Raw genomic sequence first — 23,337 nt, 5'->3', positions numbered from 1 at the left:
TACCGGGCGTGCCGGAACGACGTACCCATACCTATCTCCGGAACGGTACGACGTCGCTGTTTGCAGCCCTCGACATCGCAACAGGTGCGGTGATCGGCAAATGCTATAAACGTCATCGTACCACGGAATTTCTGGACTTCCTGAAATGTATCGACGCTGAGATCCCTGGTGACCTGGATGTTCATCTTGTGATGGACAATTACGCCACGCATAAAACGTCCATGATCAAGACGTGGCTCGCACGCCGCCCACCTCGGCTTCCTGGATCAATCAGGTAGAGCGCTGGTTCGCCGAACTGACGCGCAAGCAACTCCAACGCGGCGTGCATCGGTTAACAACCGCACTCGAAGCCGACATCACAACTTTTATCGACGCACATAACGAAAATCCAAGGCCGTATCGGTGGGTCAAATCAGCCGACCAGATTCTCGCCTCAGTGAAACGCTTTTGTCACAAGACAATGAGCCGAACTTCAGATTCAGGTAACTAGCTGCTTGCTATGGGAGCCTTCGTCCTTACGCACTAACGTCCACCAACACCCGTTTCTGCGAAAAGAGCGCGAGGTGCGCCGTCGCTACGAACAAATCAGACGGGTCTCCTGGTCCCATCCGGCAGGCGCTCCGGTTCGGGAAAGGCCGTGAGCGGCACCAAGCCATGATGCGCCACATCTTCACAACGCTTCCATCAGGTCAATGCGGGATTGCGGATATTGGTCACGTCCCGTTCTCCCCTGTGACCTTTCAGGTATCCCGGCCGAGTGGGCATGTCCCATCGTGCCATGAGCAGTTCTCGACCATCCCGCGTATTTTTCACACGACGGGCGCTATGGTGTTCGGTGTTGCAACAGACTATTCAGGTAAGCGTCAAACGCCTCTGGCAGGTTCCGTCGCTATGGCAGTAAAATGCTGATTTTGTTATCCTTGCTCTCCATTTTGGGGACACGTGATTGTAAGGCCCCCTTATATGTCGATATGAAAGAACCTGTTATCTCTTGGGGAAGCGGGTTGTGGACTATTTTACTGCGTTGCGGGTCTTCCTTCGGTCTGCCCAGATTGGGAGCTTCTCGGGGGTCGCCGCTGAACAGGGCATGGAGGTATCCACGGTATCACGCCATATTTCCCGGCTGGAGGCGGACCTCGACGTCGCGTTATTCAATCGTACGACACGTGGTCTCCATCTGACCGAGGCCGGCGCCTTGTTGCAGGAACGGGCCAGTCGTATCCTTGGTGACCTGGATATCGCCCGCGAAGAAGTAACCTTACACAATTCTTCGCCGCGAGGCATATTACGCATAAATGTCCCTGCCGCTTTCGGCCGACGGCATGTGATGCCACATATGTCGGCCTTTCTGACATCGTTCCCGGAAATCCGCATTGACGCAACATTAACGGATGCCACGGTTGATCTAATAGAAAGCGGTACCGATGTTGCGATCCGTATTGGTGCGCTCCCTGATTCTACCCTTGTCGCAAAGCGGCTGGCTGGTCAGTCACGCATTCTTGTCGCTGCCCCTAGTTATATAAAACGCGCAGGTTTGCCTGTCTGTCCTGGGGATCTGACAAATCATAGTTGCCTGTTTTTTACCGTCCAGGCAGGAAGTGCATGGTATTTTAGGCCTTGTGGCAAGCCAGAGGCTCAGTTCGAAAAGCTGTCCGTGAGCGGGGCTGTGAAAGCAAATGATTCCGAAGCTCTTCTTGAAGCGACTTTGAGCGAGATTGGTCTGGCACTTTTGCCAAGCTGGCTGATTGGGGAAGACATAAAAGCAGGAAAACTCGTACGGGTTCTCGAGCAATTCGAGTGGGTTCTAGCCCCGGGAGCGGAACGGGCCATCTGGGCAGTTTATCCCCCCAAGAAAGTTGTTGCGCCGAAAGTAAAAAGTTTCATCAATTTCATGGCGCGCCAACTTAAAGACTCTCTCGGGTGAGATGGGTATTAATGGGCGGCACCCAATACTCGGAACCGCCCAGCCGGTCTGCACTAGCTTACTTTTGCAGCGTCTCCCCCGGTAACTGCCATTTCTGCGCCGGTCACAAGTGCGGCTGCGTCCGATGCCAAAAATACGGCCATAGGCGAGATATCTTCAGGCTGGAGCCAGCCTACGCCAAGGGGAACGGTCGGCGCACGGGCGTCCCACGTTTCCTGAGCGGTAGGATACGGCGAAACTGCCTTATTTGACTGCGCTATCGCGGCCCGGAATCTTTGTTCGTTATAAGTGAGCGCAGTTCCAACCAGGCCCGGAAGAATAGCATTGCATGTTATATTGTAGCGCCCAAGCTCCAGTGCCGCCGACTTCATCAGGCCAAGGATACCCCACTTAGACGCCGAGTAGGATGCACCGCTCATCGTGCCCATCCGGCCTTGCATGGAAGAAAGAAGAATCAGTCGTCCATATTTCCGTGCCACCATTTTTGGTGCGAACGCACGCACGGTATTGGCCGTACCGGTAAGGTTGTTCTGGATTTGATCCTCCCAGTCGTTGTCAGCCATTTCAAGCAGGGGTTTCCACCCCTGGATAGCCGCATTCGCGACGACGCAGTCGATTTTTCCGTAGGTCCGTTCAATATGGTCGGCCGCCGAGCGGAGTTGCTTGATCTTACGAATGTCGGCAACGATCGCCTCGCCCCGGCGCCCATAAGCGCGAATCTGCGCTACCGTTTCCTCCAGTTCGGTTTTTGTTGCGGGGGCAGCATCGGCTGTCGGGCTCACTGGCCCCGCGATATCCAGTGCGATGACGTCTGCGCCATTGGCTGCGAACTCAACTGCGATGGCGCGACCTATACCGCGAGCTGCGCCTGTAACGACGGCAACTTTGCCGGTCAGGTTTGTGCCGCGAGCCGGTTTTATCGGCCCTGCCGTTTTTTCAGGCGGCGGGACAGGGTAGGGCCCGCTGACCGGTTCCGCGACCGGGCGTTCGGATGCTGAAGCTGTATTGAGTGTAGATGCTGCCAGTCCGACTGCCGCGACGCCGCCGCCAAGCGCGAGGATGGAGCGACGGGCCGGGCTGCTCAGCGGATCATTCTGGTTTTGAGTAGGCATCAAATTATTTCCTTTCGGGCAAGTTACGGCTGGAAGTTGGCCGTCTGTAACTAGAATCTGTAACTACTAGAAGAGGTCAGAAAGTCCGGGATCTGAAGGCAGCCCGGCGTCCCGGGACGCAAGGAGCCCCAGGGCTGACCAATCGAGCGTTTCCCAACCTCGTGCCATCATTGCGACCATGCGGTCTCGCACGAGGCTTGCAAAAGGCATGGGGGTTGTGGCGTGTTCGGCCTCGGTTAAGGCGAGGCGCATATCCTTGAGCGCCAGCGGTACGACCATTCCGGCGGGACGGTAGCGTTCGTGCAGGATTTTTCCGCCGTAGGCCTTATGGACTTTCGAATCAAAAAGTGAGTTCGTCAGAACGTCGAAACCGAGTTCAGCGGAAATGCCGCCCTTGCGGAGAAGTGCCAGGGTTTCTCCCATGCTTTCCAAAGTAGTTGCAATCATCACGTTTGCAGCCAATTTCATCAGGTTGGCATGACCAGGGTCATCCCCCATCAGGAAGATATGCTGACCCAGGTTTTGTATGACAGGAACTGCCGAGGCGACGTGATCGGCAGGGCCTGCGACCATGAAGAACACTTTCCGCGCCTTCGCGAGGTCAGGATTGCCAAGCACGGGAGAGGCAACGTAACCCTGACCACTACTTTGATGCAGGCCCGCCAGATGCCTTGCGATCGTGGGACTGACCGTGCTCGTCGAGACGTGAACAGCCCCTTTCTTCATGACGGTGATCAGGCCGGAATGGCCTTCGGTCACAGAAGAGAGAGCAGCGTCGTTAGGCAACAAAGAGAAGATAATGTCGCACTGAGACAGTCCGGCAAGGGAGTCAACCGGTTGTGCACCTGCGCATGCGTCCCGTTTGGTTGCATTGCGATCGAAAACAACCGTCTGGTAGCCGCAACTCACCAGATTCTGGGCAAACGCGGAACCCATATGGCCTAATCCCACAAGGCCGACGCGCGGGCGTGGAGAGCCGGTCCGGGGCACGTCCGTCTGGCTCGGCGAAACAGTTGACTGCGCAGACTGATTCACTTGATTCTCCTGTCGTTCATAGACGAACCTCACTGACATGTAGGCTCGCATCGACCTCTGGATTCCGGATTGGAGGGGTCGGTAGGCGAGATCGCATAGCGTGGAAGTTCACTGACTCTCCGGTAGGACGGATGGCGCGTCGCCACCATGTCAATTTTGGCAAAAGTCATTTGCCGCGCCTTAGGTAGCGGGAGCAATGCCAGGCCGGTTATCCAGAGCATCGCGTGCCCTTATCTGGCTCCGCGACAGAATGGAGAGCAAAAATGGATAGTCTGGTGATTGATCCCGGGACCGACGCGCGTGATACCGTCGCCCAGGGACAGTTCTATGAATATAGCAAGGCCGCCAATCCGATCCGGCCGACCTTGACGCCGCGTGTTCCCTACCACTTCTTTTCTCCATCGCTGTATGCGGGCGGAGAAAGTCGGATCGTTCCCCTTGATCTGAGCACAGCTTTGAAGTGTCCGGGCCCGGCAACAGGTCCCGGCCTGCTGGCAAGTTTTGTCCGCATCAACGCAGGCGATACGATCGAAATGGAGCCGAATGCGACATCGATCGTGTTCTATGTCATCCGTGGCCAGGGGCGCGCCGTCAACGGTGATGTTGCGTTCGAGTGGAGCCATGGCGACTTCTTCGCTGTTCCCGCGATTGACGGCGTCATGCTCACAGCCTCGTCTGACGCTGCGCTTTATGCAGTACACGATGCGCCGCTGCTGACCTATCTTGGTGCGCGCGTTGATACGGCCCGGTTCCGCCCGGTTCTGTTTCGGTCCGCGGATGCGAACCGATAACTTGACCGGGTGAGGCGCTCACCAGCGGCTGCGGAGCGGAGCCGTATCAGCGTTCTGCTCGCCGCCGAAGAGTTTCCATTGACGCGGACTGTTACGCATACCCTTTGGGCGATGTATGGGACGATTGGTGCGGGTACCGAACAGAAGCCGCACCGCCATCAGTCGATTGCTTTGGATTATATCGTCGAGTGTGAGCCGGGCTGCTATTCCCTGGTTGGCACCGAGCTCGACGAAAACGGCCAGATCAAGGACCCCACGCGGGTAGACTGGGAATCAGGATGCGTTTTTGTGACCCCGCCGGGCTACTGGCACGCGCACTTCAATGAATCCGGTGCTGAGGCCCGATTGATTCCAATACAGTACGCCGGCCTGCAGACGTATCTCCGCACGCTGGATATCCGGTTCGCCTGAGGCCTGGAATGCGCAAGGAAGTCACATATTCTATTGCGCATCTTTCTGACTTCTTCAGCGGGAGGGTCTCAGGTCAACGCTGTTGCGCTCTCCCGTCCGTCATCTCCGCTGCAGTGTCCTCTCTATGAGCACCTGGTGTAATCGGAGTTGGCAACACGATTGGCATCGCTGAGACAGGGAGAATATTGAGATTGCGGCGCCAGATCTTAAGACATCTGCTTGACTGGTCGGGTCGTATGAAAATGAAAACGGATATGAAAGCCTTCGGGATATTGAGTCTGGTTGTGTTGCTGGCCGGCTGCACATGGCCTGCGGATGTCGATCAGGCCTATGATCGACGCTTGGTACAAAATCATTTCAAGCGTCTTTCATCCGACGAATTTCATGCGCAGTCGTGGTCCAAGTCTATCGAACCCAATACATTGCAGATGATGATGCTGAACGGGACTCCGGCTTACGTGTTTTATGATACTCACGTCTGTCACTGTGCTTTTGTTGGTGACAATTCGAGCTATCTTCAGGTGCAGGATTTTGCCCGTGCAGAAATGGCAAAGATCCAGCCAGATTCCACGTATGTTCAGTAGTGATATTACTATCCGGGAAATGTCCTGCCACGCTCTGCCCGGTTCGCGTTAATCCAATATGATACCGTCTCGCATGGCGATATCGCTATGCTCGGGCATGCTCGAGGTAATAATAGAGATACTGACACGAACGTATTGCTGGCGTTGGTTCATTTCCAAATAAAGAACCCTAGTCGTTTGTTGCGTCGTGCACGGAGCCTACGCTGTGCGGTTGATTGGCAGGTTCCAGGCGGGATCATGCAGATGACTGATATTTGTCTTCCGACGTGCCCTGAGAGTTTAAAGCACACAAAACCAGCCACCATCTCTTAAGGGAACTCCAGGATTAGCCTCACATCGCAATACGTTACGGCCATCACGCCAGCATTTTTTCCGGCCATGCGTCTCGCATTTCCATTCAATTCCGTATGATCAGGAATGCAGACATAACAGGTCCACAGGAAAACTTTGCTTCATTTGCATCATATTCAGAATGGATAACCGGAGCAACCGATGACGCCTTTATGTGCCTAAAACCGGGAGATCCGCGCTAATATCTTATGATCGGTTATTCATATTTTCGATTGTCTATATTTCTACATAACTACACATATCCTATAAATAATACGCTTATAAACGCTGTTTATGATCTTATGTATAATCCCTCTTGGACGCCATGCGTCTGATTGATCTACTACGTTTTCTGGGACACCGGGGCATGCAGCGGCCTTTCAGGCCAGTTCATTGCACGGAACCGATATGCCGAGAACTTATTTGTATTTCTTTCTCTCGTCATAAGTTTTGGAAAGTATCGATGCAGTACGCACATGATCCAGCACTCCTTCTGGCGCGCTTTCAGTTCGCCTTTACCGTAGGCGTCCATATCATTTTTCCGGCCTTTTCAATCGGGCTGGCGGCTTATCTGGCTGTTCTGGAGGGGCTGTGGCTCAGGACCGGACGATCCGTATTCCTTGACCTGTACCGGTACTGGATCAAGGTATTCTCCATTGTCTTTGGCATGGGCGTCGTCTCGGGACTGGTCATGTCGTATGAGTTTGGCACCAACTGGTCGATCTTTTCCAAAAAAGCCGGGCCGATTACCGGCGTGCTGCTGTCCTATGAGGTCATGACCGCCTTTTTCCTCGAGGCAGGCTTCCTCGGCGTCATGCTGTTCGGCATGAACAAGGTGGGGCGCAGGCTGCATTTTGCAGCCACATGCTGCGTATCGGTCGGCACCCTGATTTCCATGACATGGATCCTGTCCTCCAATTCATGGATGCAGACCCCGCGTGGTTACACCATTGACCCGACCACCGGGCGCTTCATGCCCGCTGACTGGCTGGCCATTATCTTCAACCCGTCCTTTCCGTTCCGCCTGGTGCATATGGGTCTGGCGGCGTTCCTGTCGGTTGCCTTCATCGTGGGGGCCACGGGGGCGTGGCATATGCTCAGGGCCCGCAAGGCCGGAAAGATCTCCAGCGAGCCGGTGCGGGTCATGTTCTCCATGGCCATGTGGATGGCGGCGATCGTAGCCCCCCTCCAGATCCTTGCTGGCGACGCGCATGGCCTGAACACGCTCAAATACCAGCCCGCCAAGATTGCTGCGATGGAAGGGGACTGGGTCTCGGAAGATCATGCGCCCGAACTGCTGTTCGGCATTCCCAACATGAAGACTGAGCATACGGATTATGCTGTCAAACTGCCGCTGGCCGGATCGCTGATCCTGACGCACAGCCTGAACGGCAAGGTGCCGGGCATGAAGGACTTCCCGCGTGACCAGCGGCCGCCTTCACCGGTCATCTTCTTCTCTTTCCGCATCATGGTCGCCCTTGGCATGCTGATGATGCTGGTGGGGCTGTGGTCGCTGTGGCTGCGGCGGAACAGCACGCTGTTTACCAATCCGGTCTTCCACCGTGTCGCACTCTGCATGGCGCCGGCGGGCTTCCTGGCCCTGCTGTGCGGCTGGATCACGACGGAAGTCGGCCGCCAGCCCTGGACCGTTTATGGCCTGCTGCGCACATCTGACAGCGTATCACCCGTTGCCCTGTCCTCCATGGCGTTTTCGATGACGGCGTTCGTGGTGGTCTACGTGCTGGTGTTCGGCTCAGGTCTGGGCATTCTGGTGCGCATGCTGGGACGCGCGCCGCAGGAAGGCGAGCATGATACCCCGCCATCCCACGCATCCGGGATTCTGGCCACCAGCATGCATCCGGGCGTGATTGATCCCTCTACTGGCAAAGGAGCCTGAGGCATGATGGACTTCGCATACTGGCTCCCCATCATATGGGCTGTCATTCTCGTGGCCGCCATTTCGATCTATGTCGTGCTTGATGGCTTTGACCTCGGAATCGGGATGCTGTTCGCGCTCGAACGTCACCCGGACCGTCGGGATGTGATGGTCAACACCATCGCCCCCGTATGGGATGGCAACGAGACATGGATGGTACTGGGCGGGGCTGTGCTGTACGGGGTCTTCCCCGGTGCCTACGCCACCCTGCTGCCCGCCTTCTACCTGCCGATCGTACTGATGCTGCTCGCGCTGATCTTTCGCGGTGTGGCGTTTGAATTCCGTGTCATGACGCGCGGCACAGGAAGGGAAGGGATGTGGAATGCCGGCTTCATGGCAGGCTCCGCCATAGCCGCCTTCTGTCAGGGCACGATCCTCGGCGGCGTGGTGCAGGGCATCAGGGTTGTTGATGGCGCCTTTGCCGGTGGCCCGCTCGACTGGCTCACCCCGTTCAGCGTCCTGTGTGGCCTGTCCGTCATGTGCGGTTACGCCCTGCTGGGTGCGACGTGGCTGATCTGGCGCACCACCGGCGTGCTGGAGGAATCCTGCCGCCGCTGGGCCGCCCGGCTGGCCGTGGGCCTGTTCATCGGCATTGTGGCGGTCAGCCTGTGGACACCGCTGCTGCACGCACCCTACCTGCGCCGCTGGACCGACTGGCCAAACATCGCGTTCGTTGCCCCCGTGCCGGTTTTGGTGGTCATGCTGGGAGGGCTGTTTATCATGGGGCTGCGCAGGGGGCACTCCAAGGGGCCGTTCCTGTGCGCGCTGGGCTGGTTCTTCCTGTGCCTGTCCGGGCTGGGGATTACGGTCTGGCCCTATGCCGTGCCGCCGGGCCTGACGCTGTGGGATGTGTCCTCCCCGCCATCCAGCCAGTTCTTCCAGTTGATCGGCACCGCCATCCTGCTGCCGATCATCCTGACCTACACGATCTATTCCTACCATGTCTTTCGCGGAAAGGTGACGGAAACCGATGGGTATCACTGATATTGTCCAGGGGAACGGCGATAACGCGCCACCGCGCGCCGGGGCACGGATTGCATGGTTCGTTGTGATCTGGTCGTTGAGCACCGGCGTGTTTTTCGGGGCGGCATCCCTGCTGCACCTGATCGTTCCGAAATAAAACAGGCGGTAGGGCCGCCTGATATTCCCCGCCTTCCGATAAGGGATCTGGTCCAATGCTTTTTGACTTTGAACGTGACTTCGCAGGCTCCCTGCGGTGCATTCCAATGATCGCCCGCCAGAAGCTTGATATTGTCGGCATCAAACTGAGCCTGCGCCAGTGGAGCCGGTTTACGCGCGAGGAAAGGGGCCAGCTTGCCGACCTGCCGTGCGAGACCGTGCCCGAGCAGGCCGCCTACCGCGCGCTGGTCGCCCACCTGATCGCAACCCGCAGCGACGAGCCGCTGCGCCAGCTTGCAACCCGTGGGCTGGAAGCCTGGCGCGATGCGAACCACATGCCCGATACGGTCAGGACCCAGGCGCAGGCTGATGGCATAGCGCCCCCAACGCCTGCCCAATGGGCCGCCCTGCAGCCGCTCCAGCGGTTTGCGCTGGTCAAGCTGGCCCGCTCAAAGCATGAGAATGAAAACTTCGTGCCCGCCATGCGGGAATTCGGCCTGCTGCACCAGCATGCCGGGGTGCTGCATGATGCGGGTGCCCACACACGCCTGCCCAACTGAATGAAGCCGAGAGGGTCAAGAGCATGAGCAACGAAAAAACGCCTGAATACAAACCCTATCATCATCCGGCAGGCGGGTGGGGGGCGGCCGGGGCCACCGCGAAAGTGCTGATGGAACAGAGCGTGCTGGTCAAGGGATCACGCGGGCTCTTGTCCATGAACCAGCCCGGAGGTTTCAAATGCCCCAGTTGCGCATTTCCCGATCCCGACCATCGCAAGACGCTGGAATTCTGTGAAAACGGGGCCAAGGCGCTGGCGCATGAAGCCACAAAGGGACGTGTAACGCGGGAATTCTTTGAAAAATACACCGTCACCGAACTGATGCAAAAAAGCGATTACTGGCTGGAAATGCAGGGCCGCCTGACCGAGCCGATGCGCTACGATGCTGACAGTGACCGCTACGTGCCCGTGGCATGGGATGACGCATTCGCCCTGATCGGCCAGCACCTGCGTGCCCTCGACAGCCCGCACCAGGCCGAGTTCTACACATCCGGCCGCACGGCAAACGAGACCGCGTTCCTGTATTCCATCTTCGTGCGTGAGTTCGGCACCAACAATTTCCCCGACTGCTCGAACATGTGCCACGAGCCGACCAGCCGTGGCCTGCCGCCTGCCATCGGCATTGGCAAGGGCACGATCGTCATGAGCGATTTCGAGCATGCCTAGGCGATATTCGTGGTGGGCCAGAATACGGGCACCAATTCGCCGCGCATGATGACCAACCTGGTCGAAGCCCGCAAACGCGGCGTGCCGATTGTCCTGATCAACCCGATGCCCGAGCGGGCGCTGATCCGCTTTACCGAGCCGCAGGACATCCTGCAGATGGGCACGTTCGGCTCGACCCCGATTTCCAGTGAATTCGTGCATGTGCGCATCGGGGGCGATCTGGCCATCTTCAAGGGCATGATGAAGGCGCTTTTTGAGGCCGAGGCGCGCGGCGAGAACGTGCTGGACCTTGACTTCATCCACGAACACACCGCAGGCATCGAAGCCCTGCGTGATGATGTGATGGGCTGCAACTGGGCGGACATCACCCGCATCTCGGGCATAACCGAGGCACAGATCCGCAAGATCGCGGATATTTACATGAAATCCAATGCCACGATCATCTGTTACGGCATGGGGCTTACGCAGCATCAGGAAGGATCGCGCCTGATCCAGCAGGTGGCCAGCCTGCTGCTGCTGCGCGGCAATTTTGGCAAGCCCGGCGCCGGTATCGCGCCGATCCGTGGCCATTCCAACGTGCAGGGCGACCGCACGGTGGGCATTGATGAAAAACCGACCCAGGCCTATCTGGACCGGGTGCGGGATGTCTTCGGCTTTGAACCCCCGCGCGAACACGGGCACCATGTGCTGGAAGCGGTCGAGGCGATGGAAGCGGGCACCGCCAGGGTATTCTTTGGCATGGGGGGCAATTTCATCCGCGCCGTGCCCGATACGGACCGCTCCTACGCCGCCATGCGCAACCTCAACCTGACGGTGGGCGTGGCGACAAAGCTGAACCGGGGGCATCTGGTGCATGGCAGGGACGCGCTCATCCTGCCGGTTGTGGCCCGTTCGGAGATCATCCGCACGCAGGCAGGCGAGCAGTTCGTGACCATTGAGGATGCAATGGCGAATGTCACGGCATCGCGTGGCGTGTTTGAACCCGTGAGCGAACACGTACTGCCAGAGACGGAGATCGTGTGCCGCATGGCTATGGCAACGCTGCCCAACTCCCGCACGCCGTGGGCGGATTACATGGCCGACTACACCCTGATCCGGGACAGGATTGCCGACGTCTATCCTGAAATCTATGCGGATTTTTCCGAAAGGATCAAGAACCCGCATGGCTTCCACCTCGACATTCCACCCCGTCGCCGCGTGTGGAATACGCCAAATGGTAAGGCGAATTTTCTCTTGCTGCCGGGGCTGGAAGTCGATGTGCCGGTCAAGGATAAGGCCATGTTGCGCCTAGCCACCATCCGTTCGCACGATCAGTACAATACAACCATCTACAGCAACAGTGACCGTTATCGCGGCGTGTACAACACCCGTCTTGTCGTGTTCATGAACAAGGATGACATGGCCGAACGTGGTCTTGCGAACGGGGATGTGATCGGCCTTGAAACCTACAGCAATGACGGGATCAGGCGCTATGTCGATGGACTAAACGTGCTCGACTACCCCATGCCGCGCGGCGCCATAGCCGGATACTACCCGGAACTGAACCCGCTGCTGCCGCTGGACTATTTCGACGAGATCAGTGGAACGCCTGCGGCCAAATCCATTCCGGTCAGGGTAGTGGAAAGTGTTGCATCCGCACCGCCCATCCGGATCGCGGGCTGAGTGGGCAGGCGGCCGTGGAGGACGATCAGAACAGCCGCGCGGCCCGCGCCGTGCCGCCTGTAGACCAGCTTGGCCGCCCGCTACGCGACCTGCGCATTTCGGTCATGGACCGCTGCAACTTCCGGTGCCCCTACTGCATGCCGGACGCCACCTACCACGAAGGCTTCCGGTTTCTTGGCCCGAAGGAACGGCTGGATTTTGACGAGATCGAGCAGGTCGCGCGCATGGCCGCCGAACTGGGGGTGACGAAAATACGGCTGACCGGCGGGGAACCCCTCCTGCGGCCCGGCCTGCCTGACCTGGTCCATCGCCTGAGCACCCTGCCGGGCATTGAGGATGTGGCGCTGACAACCAATGGCGTGCTGCTGCCGCGCTTCGCGCCAGCGTTACGTCAGGCCGGACTGCTGCGAGTGACAGTCAGCCTGGACAGTCTCGATCCAGTCATATTCGCCCGTATGAGCGGCGGCAGGGGAAGCCTGCCTGCCGTGCTGGAGGGCATCGATGCCGCATGCGCCGCAGGCTTTGAGGGCGGCGTTAAGATCAACACGGTAGTCCAGCGGGGCGTGAATGACATGGATGTGCCGGATATCCTGGCACATTTTCGCCATACCGGTGTAACGGTCCGGCTTATCGAATACATGGATGTGGGCAATCGAAACGGATGGGACCGTGCCGATGTCGTGCCCTATGGCGAACTGCGAGCCCGCATTGCAGCGCTGTGGCCCCTTGAAGCGCTGCCGCCCCGCTATCACGGTGAGGTGGCCCGGCGTTACCGCTATGTGGACGGGGCAGGGGAGATCGGGTTTGTCTCGTCCGTTAGCGCGCCATTCTGTGGTGCATGCGCGCGGGCGCGGCTGTCTTCTGATGGCAAGCTTTATACCTGTCTTTTCGCTACGACCGGCACGGATCTGCGCACGCTCCTGCGCGGGCGCGCCAGTGACGCGGAAGCTGACAGACAGTTGCGGGCAGCCCTGTCGCGGATCTGGCGCCACCGGACGGATCGCTACAGCGAGGAACGCACGCGTCAGCCGGCATTCTTGGTCAGCGGGGAAAAGGCATCCCGGCAGGAAAAAATCGAAATGCATTATATCGGGGGATGACATGGATTTTTTATGCGCATCCCAATCTTCTCCGGCCAGCAGGTCATGACGGCATTACTGTATGGGCTGGTCCTGGCCGGTGGTGAAAGTCGCCGCATGGGGCAGGACAAGGCGGCCCTGTCCTATGCTGGCCGCCCGCAGCTTGCCCGTGTTTTTGACCAGCTTGAGCGGCATGTTGGGCGCTGTTTTATCTCGATACGGTCTGATCAGGGCCATGATCCGCTTCGGGCGTCCTATCCCTGTATCATGGACGGGCAGGAGACCAGGGACATGCTTGACGGCGGGCCAATGGTCGGCGTGCTGTCGGCTCATATGGCTTATCTGGATGTGGCATGGCTTGTTGTCGCCTGCGACCTGCCGATGCTGGATGATATGACGCTTGCAACCCTTGTTCAGGGACGCGACGCGGATCTGGCCGCCACGGCCTATCTGAGTGAGAGCGACGGATTGCCCGAGCCACTGTGTACGATATGGGAGCCCGCGACACTGGCCGCCCTGTACAGGCAGGCGGCAAGGCAGAAGATCCGGCCACGCCAGATGCTCACCCATTCAACGGTTCGTCTCCTCGAAGTAAAAAAAACAGGTGCGCTGGAAAACATCAATGCACCTGATGAACGTGACCGGGTGTTGAAACGCCTTGGATGTTCTGATCAGGAAGTAAAATGCCCAACATAGAGTTACAGTATTTCGCCCAGCTTCAGGATGAAGTCGGACGGGCACACGAAAGACGGCACACATCGGCCCCGACGGCCGCCGCACTGTATGATGAACTCCGTGCTGCATACGGCTTTGCGCTGGCGCCCGCCTGCATGCGTGTTGCGATCAACGCTGCCTTCGCCCCGTGGGAGCAGCCTCTGGGCGAAGGTGATCATGTTGTCTTCATACCACCGGTGACAGGCGGATGAGCGACTTCATCATGGCGGATGCGCCGGTTGACATCAGCGCCCTGCGCAGGGCGCTGATGGTTCCTGAAGCAGGCGGATTCTGTTCTTTTGAGGGATGGGTCAGGGAGACAAACGAAGGTCAGACCGTGTCCGGCATCGATTACAATGCGTTCGTTCCACTGGCGCTGACGGAAGGGCAGGCCATCGTGCAGGAGGTGAAACAGCGTTTTGCCATCTGCCGTGCAACCGCCATGCATCGGACTGGGTACCTGCCGGTCGGTGAAACGGCAGTATGGATTGGTGTCTCCGCTGCCCATCGCGATGCGGCTTTTAGTGCCTGCCGTTACATCATTGATGAAATCAAGCAGCGCGTTCCGATCTGGAAAAAGGAGCATTATGCGAGCGGTGAGGTCGGATGGGTGCCGTGCCACACCCTCTGACTACTGAACCGTGCCCACCTGAGTTCGAGGCTGCCATAATGTCCACTCTTTTTTACTCGCTAGATGTCAGTGCCCTGTCCTGTCCGGATGAGAACTTCAGCCTGAACGTGGCAGAAGAAGTACCGGTCAGCCTCCTGTTCAACGGGATCTTTCCGTATGGCACGATGATGATGACGCCTGCAGATCTGGAGGACTTCGCCCATGGATACTGTATAACCGAACAGATCGTCGGTTCAGTCGCAGATATTCGTTCGGTGAACATTGTAGCAGCGGAAGACGGTCTGACCCTTGATATTTTTATAAGGGGCAGGGCGCTGACGCGGCTCATGCGCCGTAATGTCCGCATGCAGACAGGGCATTCGAGTTGTGGCATATGCGGCAGTGAGACTGTACCGGAATATGACGCTGTAGCAGCAGCCCCGTTGGGGGAGGGGCCATCCCTATCGGTAACAGCAATACGCAATGCATTGCATGAACTGCGGAAGTGGCAGACGCTGAACGCGGCGACACGGATGGTCCACGCCGCTGCATGGGCGAATAATAACGGCAATATTCACATGATCCGGGAGGACGTGGGCCGACATAATGCGCTTGATAAACTGATTGGTGTGCGTGCGAGCCACCCCGACGTTTTCCACGAGGGTTTCTGTCTGCTGACAAGCCGGTATTCGTTTGAGATGGCGCTCAAGACAGTGCGGGCCGGTATTGCCGTCGTGGTCGCGATTTCCGCCCCGACGTATCGCGCCTTCCGTACCGCTGAAAAGATGAACCAGACCCTAATTGCCATTGCGCGACAGGACGAGCAGACGCTGTTCTGCGGCGGCAGGCGTCTTACGGGATTGTATCCCACATCCTGAACAAATAAAAAGCTTCCATTATCCTGTTCGTTCCGGAACATGAAGAAAATTATCACATCCATAGGGAAATGATCGCGCGCGCCGGTCGCCAGCGAGTATGTATTCGCGGGGTATGACATGTTTCTCAAGCAGCTGTACTATCTTCGGGAGATAGAAAAATTCAAGAGCTTCTCGCAGGCGGCGGCTGCATGCAACGTATCGCAGCCATCCCTTTCACGTGCCATACGTGTCATGAAGGAAGAGCTTGGCGTTGTTATTGTCGACCGGAAGAGGAAAGTGTTTGGCCTGACGCCGAAAGGTGTCCAGATCCTCAGATGGGGACATGAAATTCTGCGAGGAGTTTTAGAAATCCAGAATGTCGTCTCCCTATCTCATCAGAAGCTGGCTGGTACAATTAAAATCGGCGTAGTTCCAATTGCAGTTCATGTCATTCCTCTTCTGATGGATCTTGTGAAGAATCATATCGGGGATTTCATCTGTGATGTTCTGATTCTGTCTAAGAGCCTGATCCGAAAGTTTTTGAACAATACCAGCATGTTGTGATTCATCCGTCTTTGCGAAGAGATGGAGTGAATGGTGGCATGGACTGGTATTGCCCGACACGAACATAGCCGGGAGGGATTGCGATATCCATCGGATATGACGGATGCCGAGTGGGCTTTGATTATGCCGTTCGTGTCTCCGGCGAAACGGGGCGGACGGCCTCGCACGGCGGATATGCGCGAGGTTGTAAACGCGATACTTTATATCGCCTCGGGTAGGTGTGCGTGGCGTCTGCTGCCGAAATGCTTTCCACCGGTCTCGACGGTCAGGCTCTACTTTTACGCATGGCGTGATGCCGGACTGTTCGAAGCGATGAACACGGTACTGGTCATGAACCTGCGGGAGATTGAAGGGCGTGAGGCCTCCCCGAGCGCGGGCGTGATTGATAGCCAGTCGGTGAAAACCACGGAAAGTGGTAGAATTTCCGGTTATGACGCTGGAAAGAAGGTCAAAGGTCGCAAGCGCCATATTTTGACGGATACCTGCGGCTTCCTGATCTTCCTCCTTGTTCATGCCGCTGACATTCAGGATCGTGACGGGGCTGTCGATGTCCTGGCGGCAATACGCAAACACTTTCCATGGCTTCGCCACATCTTCGCCGATGGCGGCTATGCCGGTAATAAACTGCGATCCGCGCTCGCCAGCATGGGAAAATGGACGGTCGAAATCATCAGGCGATCAGACACAGCCAAGGGCTTTGAAATTCTGCCTCGCCGCTGGGTGGTCGAACGAACATTCGCCTGGCTCGGTCGCTGCAGGCGGCTCGCCAAAGACTGGGAAAAGTCCATAGCCTCGTCAACAGCGTGGACTTTGATCGCCTCAATCCGCATGCTGACCCGCAGAACCGCAAGGCATTGTCAGTGCTGAAAAACTTTCGGATCAGGCTCTAATGCCGAGATCATTGAAAAGCTGAATATAAAGCAGATAGATATCGGGATCATGTATTGTGAGGAGTGTCCCAAAGCCCCGGCCTTTGTCATGCATTAACTTTATAAGGAAAAACAGGTTCTAGCTGGCGCTAAATCTTACGATTTCCCGCCTGGCGATGAGATTAGCTGGGAAGCCGCAGCACAGTTCCCTCTTATCTTGCTCAGCCGGAGCATGCGTTGCCGGAAATTTGTCGATGTGGGGTTCCGAACTGTAGGCGTAAAATCGATAGTCTGGCCTGAGATTACTTTCCTGGAACTGATTCATGCTTCAATCATGATCTGCCACACCCGCCGACTTCATATTTTACATTTGGGATACGCGCATAAATCTGTGCCTCGAGTTTGCCGCGTGAGTCATTTCATGTTTCGAGGATTTGGCAACGTCTGTCGAGAGCGCAGAGATTCAGATATTTTGACGGGCGGGAACAGCTCGGCTTTGTGAATAGACCACTATTTCCCATCTGGCGGACGCTCAGGTTCGGAAAAGGCTATGAGCGACATCACACAGCAATGCTTCGCCCTTTTCCAGCGTCGCTACCACGGCGAGGCGGGAGTGCGGATATTGGTATTGGCCCGATCACCGGTGTTGGAGAAAATGTCCGATAAAGGCGGAAGATTGGATTGGCGGTACGTTCAGGCGTGATTCTGTCCGCCTTCCGGATCCCCTGCTGGCTACTGGTTATCGCATAGAGGTTGCCCCTCACGCTTTTCTTTCGCGAGTCCGCGTAAGGGTGCCCTATCGGGTAGTTTCCACTCCTGTAGGCAAGACACTGCAGAACCGCCCCAGATAAATCCCTGTACTTCAGACACTTTTCATCAAGCCACGATCGGACGGCAGGCCTGTACCCGCGTCCGGATCACAGACTCTTCTCGAGAATAGGTTGACATTCGGCACCGTACCAGAACAAATAACGAACACAATCGCTAATTCCATACCAGAAACACCCGAATGGACTGTCCGACCCCATGCCCGCACCCCAACCCCGTCCCGCGCTGGAGGCGCTGAGAGCGCAGGTCAGCCGCCTCGAAGGCCAAAGCCGACGCAGGCGGGGCGCGCTGCCCTTCGGTGTGCCCGAGATTGACGGTCGCCTGCCGGATGGCGGCCTGGCGCTGGGCGCGCTGCATGAGGTGGCTGGAGGCGGTCATGATGCCCTGAATGCAGCAGCATCCGGTCTGTTTTCTGCCGGGATCGCCGCCCGGACACGGGGAAAGGTGCTGTGGATCGCCACCCGTCAGGACCTGTATGCCCCGGCACTGCAGCAGGTCGGGCTGTCAGCGCGACGGACCATCTATGTCGCGGCCAGTTCGGACGTCGATGTCCTGGCCTGTTTCGAGGAAGCACTGCGCCATCAGGGTCTGGGCGCGGTCGTGGCCGAGGTGGCCCGCCTGTCCATGACCGCCTCGCGCCGCCTGCAACTGGCGGCCGAGACATCCGGCGCGCTGGGCATCGCCATACGGCGCTGGAGACGGCAGACGGATGCGGCCGATTTTGGCCAGCCCACCGCTTCGGTCACCCGGTGGCGGGTCTCGGTCCTGCCATCCGTGCTGCTGCCAGTGCCCGGCGTCGGCCGGTCCCGCTGGCTGCTGGAACTCATCCGTGCCCGCGCGGGCGAATGCGCCGATTTCGAAGTGGAGGCCTGTGATGCCAAAGGGAGACTGGCACCGTGTCGTCTCGCTCTACCTGCCGCTCTGGCCGACAGACCGGATCAGGAAGCGGCTGGGCACCGACGCGCCCGCGCCTGACCGCCCGCTGGCACTCGTCGGGCGGGAAGGGCGGCGACGGGTCGTGCTGTCGGTCGATCTCGCCGCCCGCAGGCTGGGCCTGCGTCCCGGCACGCCTGTCGCGAAAGCGCAGGCGCTCCATCCCGATCTGCTCATCATGGACGCCGACCCGGACGATGACCGGGCAGGGCTGGAGCGGCTGGCGCTATGGTTCCAGCACCGCATCGCCCCCATCGTGGCACCCGATCCGCCGGACGGTATCGTGCTGGATACGACCGGTGCCGATCACCTGCATGGGGGCGAGGCCGCCATGCTGGAGAACATGGTCACCCGCCTGAAGGAGGCCGGGATCACGGCCCGGGCCGCGATTGCCGATACATGGGGTGCGGCCCATGCGCTGGCGCGCTATGGCCGGGGACGTATCACCCTCGTGCCGCCCGGTGAAACGGCAGCAGCGATTGCCGACCTGCCAATCGAGGCCCTGCGCCTGCCAGCGGATATCATCGATGGCCTCCATGGGCTGGGCATGTCACGCATCGGCCCGCTGGCCGGCATGCCGCGCGCGCCGCTGGCCCTGCGCTTCGGCCCGGATGTCGCCCGCAGGCTGGACCAGGCTTTCGGACGGCAGGCGGAAGCCATTGTCCCGGTCCGGCTGCAGGCGCCGGTGCAGGTCAGCCGGAACTTTGCCGAACCGATCAGCGCGGCCGAGACCATTGCCCGCTACATCACCAAACTCGTGCCGCCCCTGTGCGCCGGGCTGGAGGAACGCGAGCAGGGCGTGCGCCGCCTCGACCTGCTGCTGCACCGGGTGGACAGCCGCACCGAGGCCGTCCGCGTGGCCACAGCCATGCCGGTGCGGGACGTCAGACGCCTGACCCGTCTGCTCTGTGACAGGATCGAGACCATCGATCCGGGCTTCGGGATCGAGCGCATGGTGCTGACCGCGTCACTGGCCGAGCCGATCCTGCATCGCCAGGGTGTATCCGCCCTGATCGAGGAAGAAGAAGCCGACGTTTCCGACCTGATCGATACCCTGGCCAATCGTGTCGGCATGCAGGCCCTGTATCGCTTCGCCCCGGTGGAAAGCGACGTGCCGGAACGGGCCGTCTGCCGCGTGCCCGCCCTCGCACCCGAAGATACACGGGAGTGGCCGGATCACTGGCCGCGCCCCACGCGCCTGCTGCCCCGTCCCGAGCCGATCCAGACCATGGCGGTGTTGCCCGACCATCCACCGGTCTTCTTCATCTGGCGCGGCATCCGCCGTCGGATCAGATGCGCCGATGGCCCCGAGCGCGTCTTTGGCGAATGGTGGAAAGGGGATGCCGAACTGACCACCGTGCGCGATTACTTCCGGGTGGAGGATACCAGCGGCGAGACATTCTGGGTTTACCGGACCGGGGATGGCGAACATGGTGAAACGGGTTCGCAGGGCTGGTTCCTGCATGGTCTCTTTGAATGAGCGTGGCATACGCCGAACTGCAGGTCACGACGTACTTCTCGTTCCTGCGCGGCGCATCCTCACCAATTGAACTGTTTGAGCAGGCGAAGGCCCTTGGCATTGAAGCGCTGGGCATCTGTGACCGCAATTCCCTGGCGGGCATGGTGCAAGCCCATGTGGCCGCGAAAGAGACCGGTATCCGCCTGGTCGTGGGCTGCCGTCTCGACCTTGCCGATTTCGCGCCAGTGCTGGTCTACCCGACGGACCGGGTCGCCTATGGCCGGTTGTGCCGGCTGCTGAGCCTTGGCAAGGCCCGGGCCGGGAAGGGGCAATGCCATCTGCTCTGGGAGGATCTGGTGGCATGGGGCGAGGGGCTCCTTGTCATCCTGCTCCCGGATACGGCGGATGATGCCTGCGCCCTGCATCTGCGCAAGCTGAAGGACGCCTTTGCCGACGGGGCCTATATGGCGCTGACCCTGCGGCGCAGGCCCAATGACCAGATGCGGCTGTATGAACTGGCGAACCTGGCCCAGCAGGCGCGGGTGCCAATCGTCGTGACCAATGACGTGCTGTTCCACACCCATGACCGGCGCATCCTGCAGGATGTGGTGACCTGCATCCGTAACCACACCACCATCGACGAAGCCGGGTTTGCCCGTGAGCGCCATGCGGACCACTACCTCAAGCCGCCTGCGGAAATGGCCCGGCTGTTCAGCCGGTATCCCGAAGCGCTGGCCCGGACCACGGATATTGTGGAGCGCTGCCGCTTCAGCCTTGATGACCTGGCCTACCAGTATCCCGACGAGGTCTCCGTCCCGGGCCAGTCACCGCAGCAGGCGCTGGAAGCCCTGACCTGGGAAAGGGCGGCAGCGGCCTATCCTGAAGGCATTCCGCCCGAGGTCAGGAAAATCCTCGACCATGAACTCGCCCTGATCGGGCGCATGGATTACGCGCCGTATTTCCTCACTGTGCACAGCATCGTCCGTTACGCCCGATCGCAGGGCATCCTGTGCCAGGGGCGGGGATCGGCGGCCAATTCCGCTGTCTGCTACGTGCTCGGCATTACCGCCATCGATCCGGCACGGACGTCGCTGCTCTTCGAACGGTTCGTCTCCGAAGAGCGCCGCGAGCCGCCCGATATCGACGTGGATTTCGAGCATGCGCGCCGGGAGCAGGTGATCCAGTGGATTTACGGCCATTATGGTCGCAACCATGCTGCCCTTACCGCCGTGGTGACGCGTTATCGCGCGAAGGGCGCGCTGCGCGATGTCGGCAAGGTCATGGGCCTGCCCGAAGACCTGATCCGCACCCTGTCCGGCCAGATCTGGGGCTGGGGGCGGAAGCTGGATGAGGGCGCGCTGAATGAAACGGGGATCGACCTGTCCGACCGGCGGATCCGGCTGACGCTGGATCTGGCGCGCTGCCTGATCGGCGTGCCGCGTCACCTGTCGCAGCATCCCGGCGGGTTTGTCCTGACCCATGACCGGCTCGATGAACTGGTGCCCATCGAACCGGCAGCCATGGACGGTCGCCAGATCATCGAATGGGACAAGGACGATATCGACGTCCTGAAATTCATGAAGGTCGATGTACTGGCGCTGGGCATGCTGACCTGCATGAAGAAAGGGCTGGACCTTCTGGCCGAACACAAGGGACAGCATTACACGCTGCAGACCATCCCGGCCGAGGATCCGCGCACCTATGCCATGATCCGGAAGGCGGACACGATCGGGGTGTTCCAGATCGAATCCCGCGCCCAGATGTCCATGCTGCCGCGGCTCAGGCCCCGGGTGTTCTATGATCTGGTGATCGAGGTCGCCATCGTCCGGCCCGGCCCCATCCAGATGGGGTGGACGGCCTCCATGCGACATCAATGTGCCATGATGAGGTCGGAAGACCATTCAGAGGAGACCGCCCGGATGAAAGTTACCATAATCGGCCTGGATATCGCCAAGTCTGTTTTTCAAGTGCATGGCACGGACGCAAGCGGAAAATGTCTGCTCAAGAAGAAACTCGGGCGGAGTGAAGTTATCTCATTCTTTGAAAAGCTGGAGCGCTGCCTGGTCGTACTCGAAGCCTGTAGCACGTCGCATCACTGGGCTCGTGTCATCCGTGACACCGGTCATGAGGTAAAACTCATTCCCCCTGAAATGGTCAAACCATTTGTCAAACGTGGCAAGAAAAACGATGCTGTTGATGCCGCCGCGATTTGTCTTGCCGCGATCCATCCCGACACGCGCTTCGTCCCGATTAAAAATCGGGAGCAGCAAAGCCTGTTATCGCTGCACTCAACTCGTACCCTTCTGGTCAAACAGCAAACGATGCTGGTGAATGCGTTGCGTGCACTTGCAGCGGAATTCGGTTTGATTGTTCCCCTTGGAAATGCCCGTCTCCCCGAACTTCTGGCGAAAATCGAAACCTCATCCAATCTGCCTGATGCCCTGAAACAGACAACCATGCTGCTCTTTGAACAGTATGGTCGACTGAACGAAAGCATAGAAAACCTGGAAGGAGGTATCCGGACACATGCCAAACAGGATGAAGATGCTCGCCGTCTTTTGACCATCCCGGGCATTGGTCCGGTAACCGCCTCCCTGATTGTCGCGTCTGTTACCGATATTGGGGCCTTCGATACGGCCCGGCACTTCGCAGCCTGGCTTGGTCTCGTACCGCGCCAGCATTCATCGGGCGGAAAAACCCGATTGGGCAGAATTACCAAAACGGGCAACCGGGAAATAAGAAAGATGCTCGTTCTGGGCGCAACATCCATGCTTTACCGCGCACAGAAATGGGATAGCGCTGCGGGAGTATGGCTTTGCAAGCTTCTGGAACGTCGCCCGGGCCGTCTGGCAACCGTGGCGTTAGCCAACAAGCTGGCCCGGATCATCTGGGTTTTGTTGTCGCGCAAAGAGATCTATCGTCCGGCCGGTCGCAGTGTCGCTATAGTCTGACATGTACCACCAGGATGATGGATACCGGAATAAGCTCCGGTAGATCCGGCAGTATGCACTGACCGCGTGATGGGAAAGACTGTAATCAGAAGCAGTTCAGGCAATACCGAATGTCCCCATGTGCCATTGAGCACGAGATCCAGATTGGTGCCTGACACGCAAGCGAACACCCATGATGGCCAGCGAAGGATTTCGCATAAACAGGCCGGACATAAGGGCGCATCTGACCGGATCTCCACATCATGACAGTATCAGTGCATTTCGCTGGAGCGAAAATACGCAGAAGAAAGATACGACAATGCAATCAATGTGACCTCTTGCATCGTAAAGGCCGTCCACATAAG

21 protein-coding genes and 3 pseudogenes are annotated in these 23,337 nt (G+C 58.6%); 21 read left to right on the top strand and 3 right to left on the bottom strand.

Translation table 11 applies throughout. The annotated features are described in order from the left end of the window. A pseudogene (locus tag GEU01_RS22765) lies at window positions 1–490 on the top strand (transposase); the annotation flags it as partial. Between the two features lie 24 nt (window positions 491–514). Here GEU01_RS22765 and GEU01_RS26855 read toward each other — a convergent pair. Beyond that, a pseudogene (locus GEU01_RS26855) lies at window positions 515–836 on the bottom strand (SOS response-associated peptidase); the annotation flags it as partial. A 170-nt stretch (window positions 837–1,006) separates the two neighbouring features. On the opposite strand from GEU01_RS26855, the gene GEU01_RS12955 reads away from it, so the two are divergent. After that, a complete protein-coding gene (locus GEU01_RS12955) occupies window positions 1,007–1,924 on the top strand; it encodes a LysR family transcriptional regulator (protein WP_232272527.1) in 918 nt (305 codons plus the stop codon). Window positions 1,925–1,977: 53 nt separating this feature from the next. On the opposite strand, the gene GEU01_RS12950 is transcribed toward GEU01_RS12955, so the two are convergent. Together GEU01_RS12950 and GEU01_RS12945 are read right to left on the bottom strand one after the other, a co-directional pair. Next, entirely contained in the window at window positions 1,978–3,036 is a 1,059-nt protein-coding gene (locus GEU01_RS12950; protein ID WP_019086433.1) for an SDR family NAD(P)-dependent oxidoreductase, read from the bottom strand. Between the two features lie 66 nt (window positions 3,037–3,102). Beyond that, a complete protein-coding gene (locus GEU01_RS12945) occupies window positions 3,103–4,110 on the bottom strand; it encodes an NAD(P)-dependent oxidoreductase (protein WP_232272528.1) in 1,008 nt (335 codons plus the stop codon). A 224-nt stretch (window positions 4,111–4,334) separates the two neighbouring features. Here GEU01_RS12945 and GEU01_RS26850 point away from each other — a divergent pair, with 224 nt between their 5' ends. From GEU01_RS26850 to GEU01_RS26840, 19 genes and pseudogenes are all read left to right on the top strand, one after another. Further along, window positions 4,335–4,862: a cupin domain-containing protein gene (locus GEU01_RS26850; protein ID WP_019086431.1), complete on the top strand. Its 528-nt coding sequence runs from the start codon at window positions 4,335–4,337 to the stop codon at window positions 4,860–4,862. A gap of 111 nt (window positions 4,863–4,973) precedes the next feature. Then, on the top strand, window positions 4,974–5,273 hold the full coding sequence (locus GEU01_RS26845; protein WP_019086430.1) for a cupin domain-containing protein: 300 nt from the start codon (window positions 4,974–4,976) through the stop codon (window positions 5,271–5,273). A 191-nt stretch (window positions 5,274–5,464) separates the two neighbouring features. Then, window positions 5,465–5,857, top strand: a complete 393-nt coding sequence (locus GEU01_RS12935) for a hypothetical protein (RefSeq protein WP_232272526.1) — start codon at window positions 5,465–5,467, stop codon at window positions 5,855–5,857. 793 nt (window positions 5,858–6,650) lie between these two features. Next, on the top strand, window positions 6,651–8,084 hold the full coding sequence (locus GEU01_RS12930) for a cytochrome ubiquinol oxidase subunit I (RefSeq protein WP_019086429.1): 1,434 nt from the start codon (window positions 6,651–6,653) through the stop codon (window positions 8,082–8,084). A 3-nt stretch (window positions 8,085–8,087) separates the two neighbouring features. Next, on the top strand, window positions 8,088–9,107 hold the full coding sequence (gene cydB / locus GEU01_RS12925) for a cytochrome d ubiquinol oxidase subunit II (RefSeq protein ID WP_019086428.1): 1,020 nt from the start codon (window positions 8,088–8,090) through the stop codon (window positions 9,105–9,107). Further along, a complete protein-coding gene (locus GEU01_RS25570) occupies window positions 9,094–9,243 on the top strand; it encodes a hypothetical protein (protein ID WP_010516121.1) in 150 nt (49 codons plus the stop codon). The genes cydB and GEU01_RS25570 overlap by 14 nt, the downstream gene beginning before the upstream one ends. A 55-nt stretch (window positions 9,244–9,298) precedes the next feature. Further along, window positions 9,299–9,802, top strand: a complete 504-nt coding sequence (locus GEU01_RS12915) for a nitrate reductase associated protein (RefSeq protein WP_019086427.1) — start codon at window positions 9,299–9,301, stop codon at window positions 9,800–9,802. Between the two features lie 23 nt (window positions 9,803–9,825). Then, window positions 9,826–12,129: pseudogene (locus tag GEU01_RS22755) on the top strand (FdhF/YdeP family oxidoreductase). Between the two features lie 14 nt (window positions 12,130–12,143). Continuing rightward, window positions 12,144–13,229: a GTP 3',8-cyclase MoaA gene (gene moaA / locus GEU01_RS12905; RefSeq protein WP_019086424.1), complete on the top strand. Its 1,086-nt coding sequence runs from the start codon at window positions 12,144–12,146 to the stop codon at window positions 13,227–13,229. 12 nt (window positions 13,230–13,241) lie between these two features. Then, entirely contained in the window at window positions 13,242–13,904 is a 663-nt protein-coding gene (locus tag GEU01_RS12900) for an NTP transferase domain-containing protein (RefSeq protein WP_019086423.1), read from the top strand. Beyond that, window positions 13,892–14,134, top strand: a complete 243-nt coding sequence (locus GEU01_RS24385; protein ID WP_010516126.1) for a MoaD/ThiS family protein — start codon at window positions 13,892–13,894, stop codon at window positions 14,132–14,134. The genes GEU01_RS12900 and GEU01_RS24385 overlap by 13 nt, the downstream gene beginning before the upstream one ends. Continuing rightward, window positions 14,131–14,553: a molybdenum cofactor biosynthesis protein MoaE gene (locus GEU01_RS12890; protein ID WP_010516127.1), complete on the top strand. Its 423-nt coding sequence runs from the start codon at window positions 14,131–14,133 to the stop codon at window positions 14,551–14,553. The genes GEU01_RS24385 and GEU01_RS12890 overlap by 4 nt, the downstream gene beginning before the upstream one ends. 38 nt (window positions 14,554–14,591) lie before the next feature. After that, entirely contained in the window at window positions 14,592–15,410 is an 819-nt protein-coding gene (fdhD, locus tag GEU01_RS12885) for a formate dehydrogenase accessory sulfurtransferase FdhD (RefSeq protein ID WP_019086422.1), read from the top strand. Between the two features lie 117 nt (window positions 15,411–15,527). Further along, window positions 15,528–15,953 carry a LysR family transcriptional regulator gene (locus GEU01_RS12880; RefSeq protein WP_019086421.1) on the top strand — a complete coding sequence of 142 codons (426 nt, stop codon included), beginning with the start codon at window positions 15,528–15,530 and terminating at the stop codon, window positions 15,951–15,953. A 30-nt stretch (window positions 15,954–15,983) separates the two neighbouring features. Further along, window positions 15,984–16,820 (top strand): IS5 family transposase, encoded by an 837-nt coding sequence (locus tag GEU01_RS12875; protein WP_042710858.1) that lies wholly within the window; start codon window positions 15,984–15,986, stop codon window positions 16,818–16,820. Between the two features lie 552 nt (window positions 16,821–17,372). Next, window positions 17,373–17,525, top strand: a complete 153-nt coding sequence (locus GEU01_RS26315) for a hypothetical protein (RefSeq protein ID WP_010518348.1) — start codon at window positions 17,373–17,375, stop codon at window positions 17,523–17,525. A gap of 323 nt (window positions 17,526–17,848) precedes the next feature. Next, window positions 17,849–18,625 carry an ImuA family protein gene (locus GEU01_RS12860; RefSeq protein WP_010518295.1) on the top strand — a complete coding sequence of 259 codons (777 nt, stop codon included), beginning with the start codon at window positions 17,849–17,851 and terminating at the stop codon, window positions 18,623–18,625. Further along, complete coding sequence (locus GEU01_RS12855; RefSeq protein ID WP_265000833.1) at window positions 18,525–20,063, top strand: Y-family DNA polymerase; 1,539 nt, start codon at window positions 18,525–18,527, stop codon at window positions 20,061–20,063. The genes GEU01_RS12860 and GEU01_RS12855 overlap by 101 nt, the downstream gene beginning before the upstream one ends. Then, on the top strand, window positions 20,060–22,993 hold the full coding sequence (locus GEU01_RS26840) for an IS110 family RNA-guided transposase (RefSeq protein WP_019086418.1): 2,934 nt from the start codon (window positions 20,060–20,062) through the stop codon (window positions 22,991–22,993). The genes GEU01_RS12855 and GEU01_RS26840 overlap by 4 nt, the downstream gene beginning before the upstream one ends. Window positions 22,994–23,337 lie beyond the last annotated feature (344 nt).

This window comes from Komagataeibacter europaeus LMG 18890, assembly GCF_000285295.1.
GTDB classification, from domain to species: Bacteria; Pseudomonadota; Alphaproteobacteria; order Acetobacterales; family Acetobacteraceae; genus Komagataeibacter; species Komagataeibacter europaeus.
The sequence above is the reverse complement of the archived record's forward strand: the minus strand, read 5'-3'. Positions and strand labels throughout refer to the sequence as shown.

Coding starts and splice junctions, on each gene's coding strand:
- GEU01_RS26845 (WP_019086430.1), top strand. CDS start 4,974: ATGTATGGGACGATTGGTGCGGGTACCGAACAGAAGCCGCACCGCCAT.
- GEU01_RS12915 (WP_019086427.1), top strand. CDS start 9,299: ATGCTTTTTGACTTTGAACGTGACTTCGCAGGCTCCCTGCGGTGCATT.
- GEU01_RS26840 (WP_019086418.1), top strand. CDS start 20,060: ATGAGCGTGGCATACGCCGAACTGCAGGTCACGACGTACTTCTCGTTC.
- GEU01_RS12880 (WP_019086421.1), top strand. CDS start 15,528: ATGTTTCTCAAGCAGCTGTACTATCTTCGGGAGATAGAAAAATTCAAG.
- GEU01_RS25570 (WP_010516121.1), top strand. CDS start 9,094: ATGGGTATCACTGATATTGTCCAGGGGAACGGCGATAACGCGCCACCG.
- GEU01_RS12855 (WP_265000833.1), top strand. CDS start 18,525: ATGCCAAAGGGAGACTGGCACCGTGTCGTCTCGCTCTACCTGCCGCTC.
- GEU01_RS24385 (WP_010516126.1), top strand. CDS start 13,892: ATGCCCAACATAGAGTTACAGTATTTCGCCCAGCTTCAGGATGAAGTC.
- GEU01_RS12930 (WP_019086429.1), top strand. CDS start 6,651: ATGCAGTACGCACATGATCCAGCACTCCTTCTGGCGCGCTTTCAGTTC.
- fdhD (WP_019086422.1), top strand. CDS start 14,592: ATGTCCACTCTTTTTTACTCGCTAGATGTCAGTGCCCTGTCCTGTCCG.
- GEU01_RS12950 (WP_019086433.1), bottom strand. CDS start 3,036: ATGCCTACTCAAAACCAGAATGATCCGCTGAGCAGCCCGGCCCGTCGC.
- GEU01_RS12875 (WP_042710858.1), top strand. CDS start 15,984: ATGGTGGCATGGACTGGTATTGCCCGACACGAACATAGCCGGGAGGGA.
- cydB (WP_019086428.1), top strand. CDS start 8,088: ATGATGGACTTCGCATACTGGCTCCCCATCATATGGGCTGTCATTCTC.
- GEU01_RS12945 (WP_232272528.1), bottom strand. CDS start 4,110: ATGTCAGTGAGGTTCGTCTATGAACGACAGGAGAATCAAGTGAATCAG.
- GEU01_RS26850 (WP_019086431.1), top strand. CDS start 4,335: ATGGATAGTCTGGTGATTGATCCCGGGACCGACGCGCGTGATACCGTC.
- GEU01_RS12900 (WP_019086423.1), top strand. CDS start 13,242: ATGCGCATCCCAATCTTCTCCGGCCAGCAGGTCATGACGGCATTACTG.
- GEU01_RS26315 (WP_010518348.1), top strand. CDS start 17,373: ATGAGCGACATCACACAGCAATGCTTCGCCCTTTTCCAGCGTCGCTAC.
- GEU01_RS12860 (WP_010518295.1), top strand. CDS start 17,849: ATGCCCGCACCCCAACCCCGTCCCGCGCTGGAGGCGCTGAGAGCGCAG.
- GEU01_RS12890 (WP_010516127.1), top strand. CDS start 14,131: ATGAGCGACTTCATCATGGCGGATGCGCCGGTTGACATCAGCGCCCTG.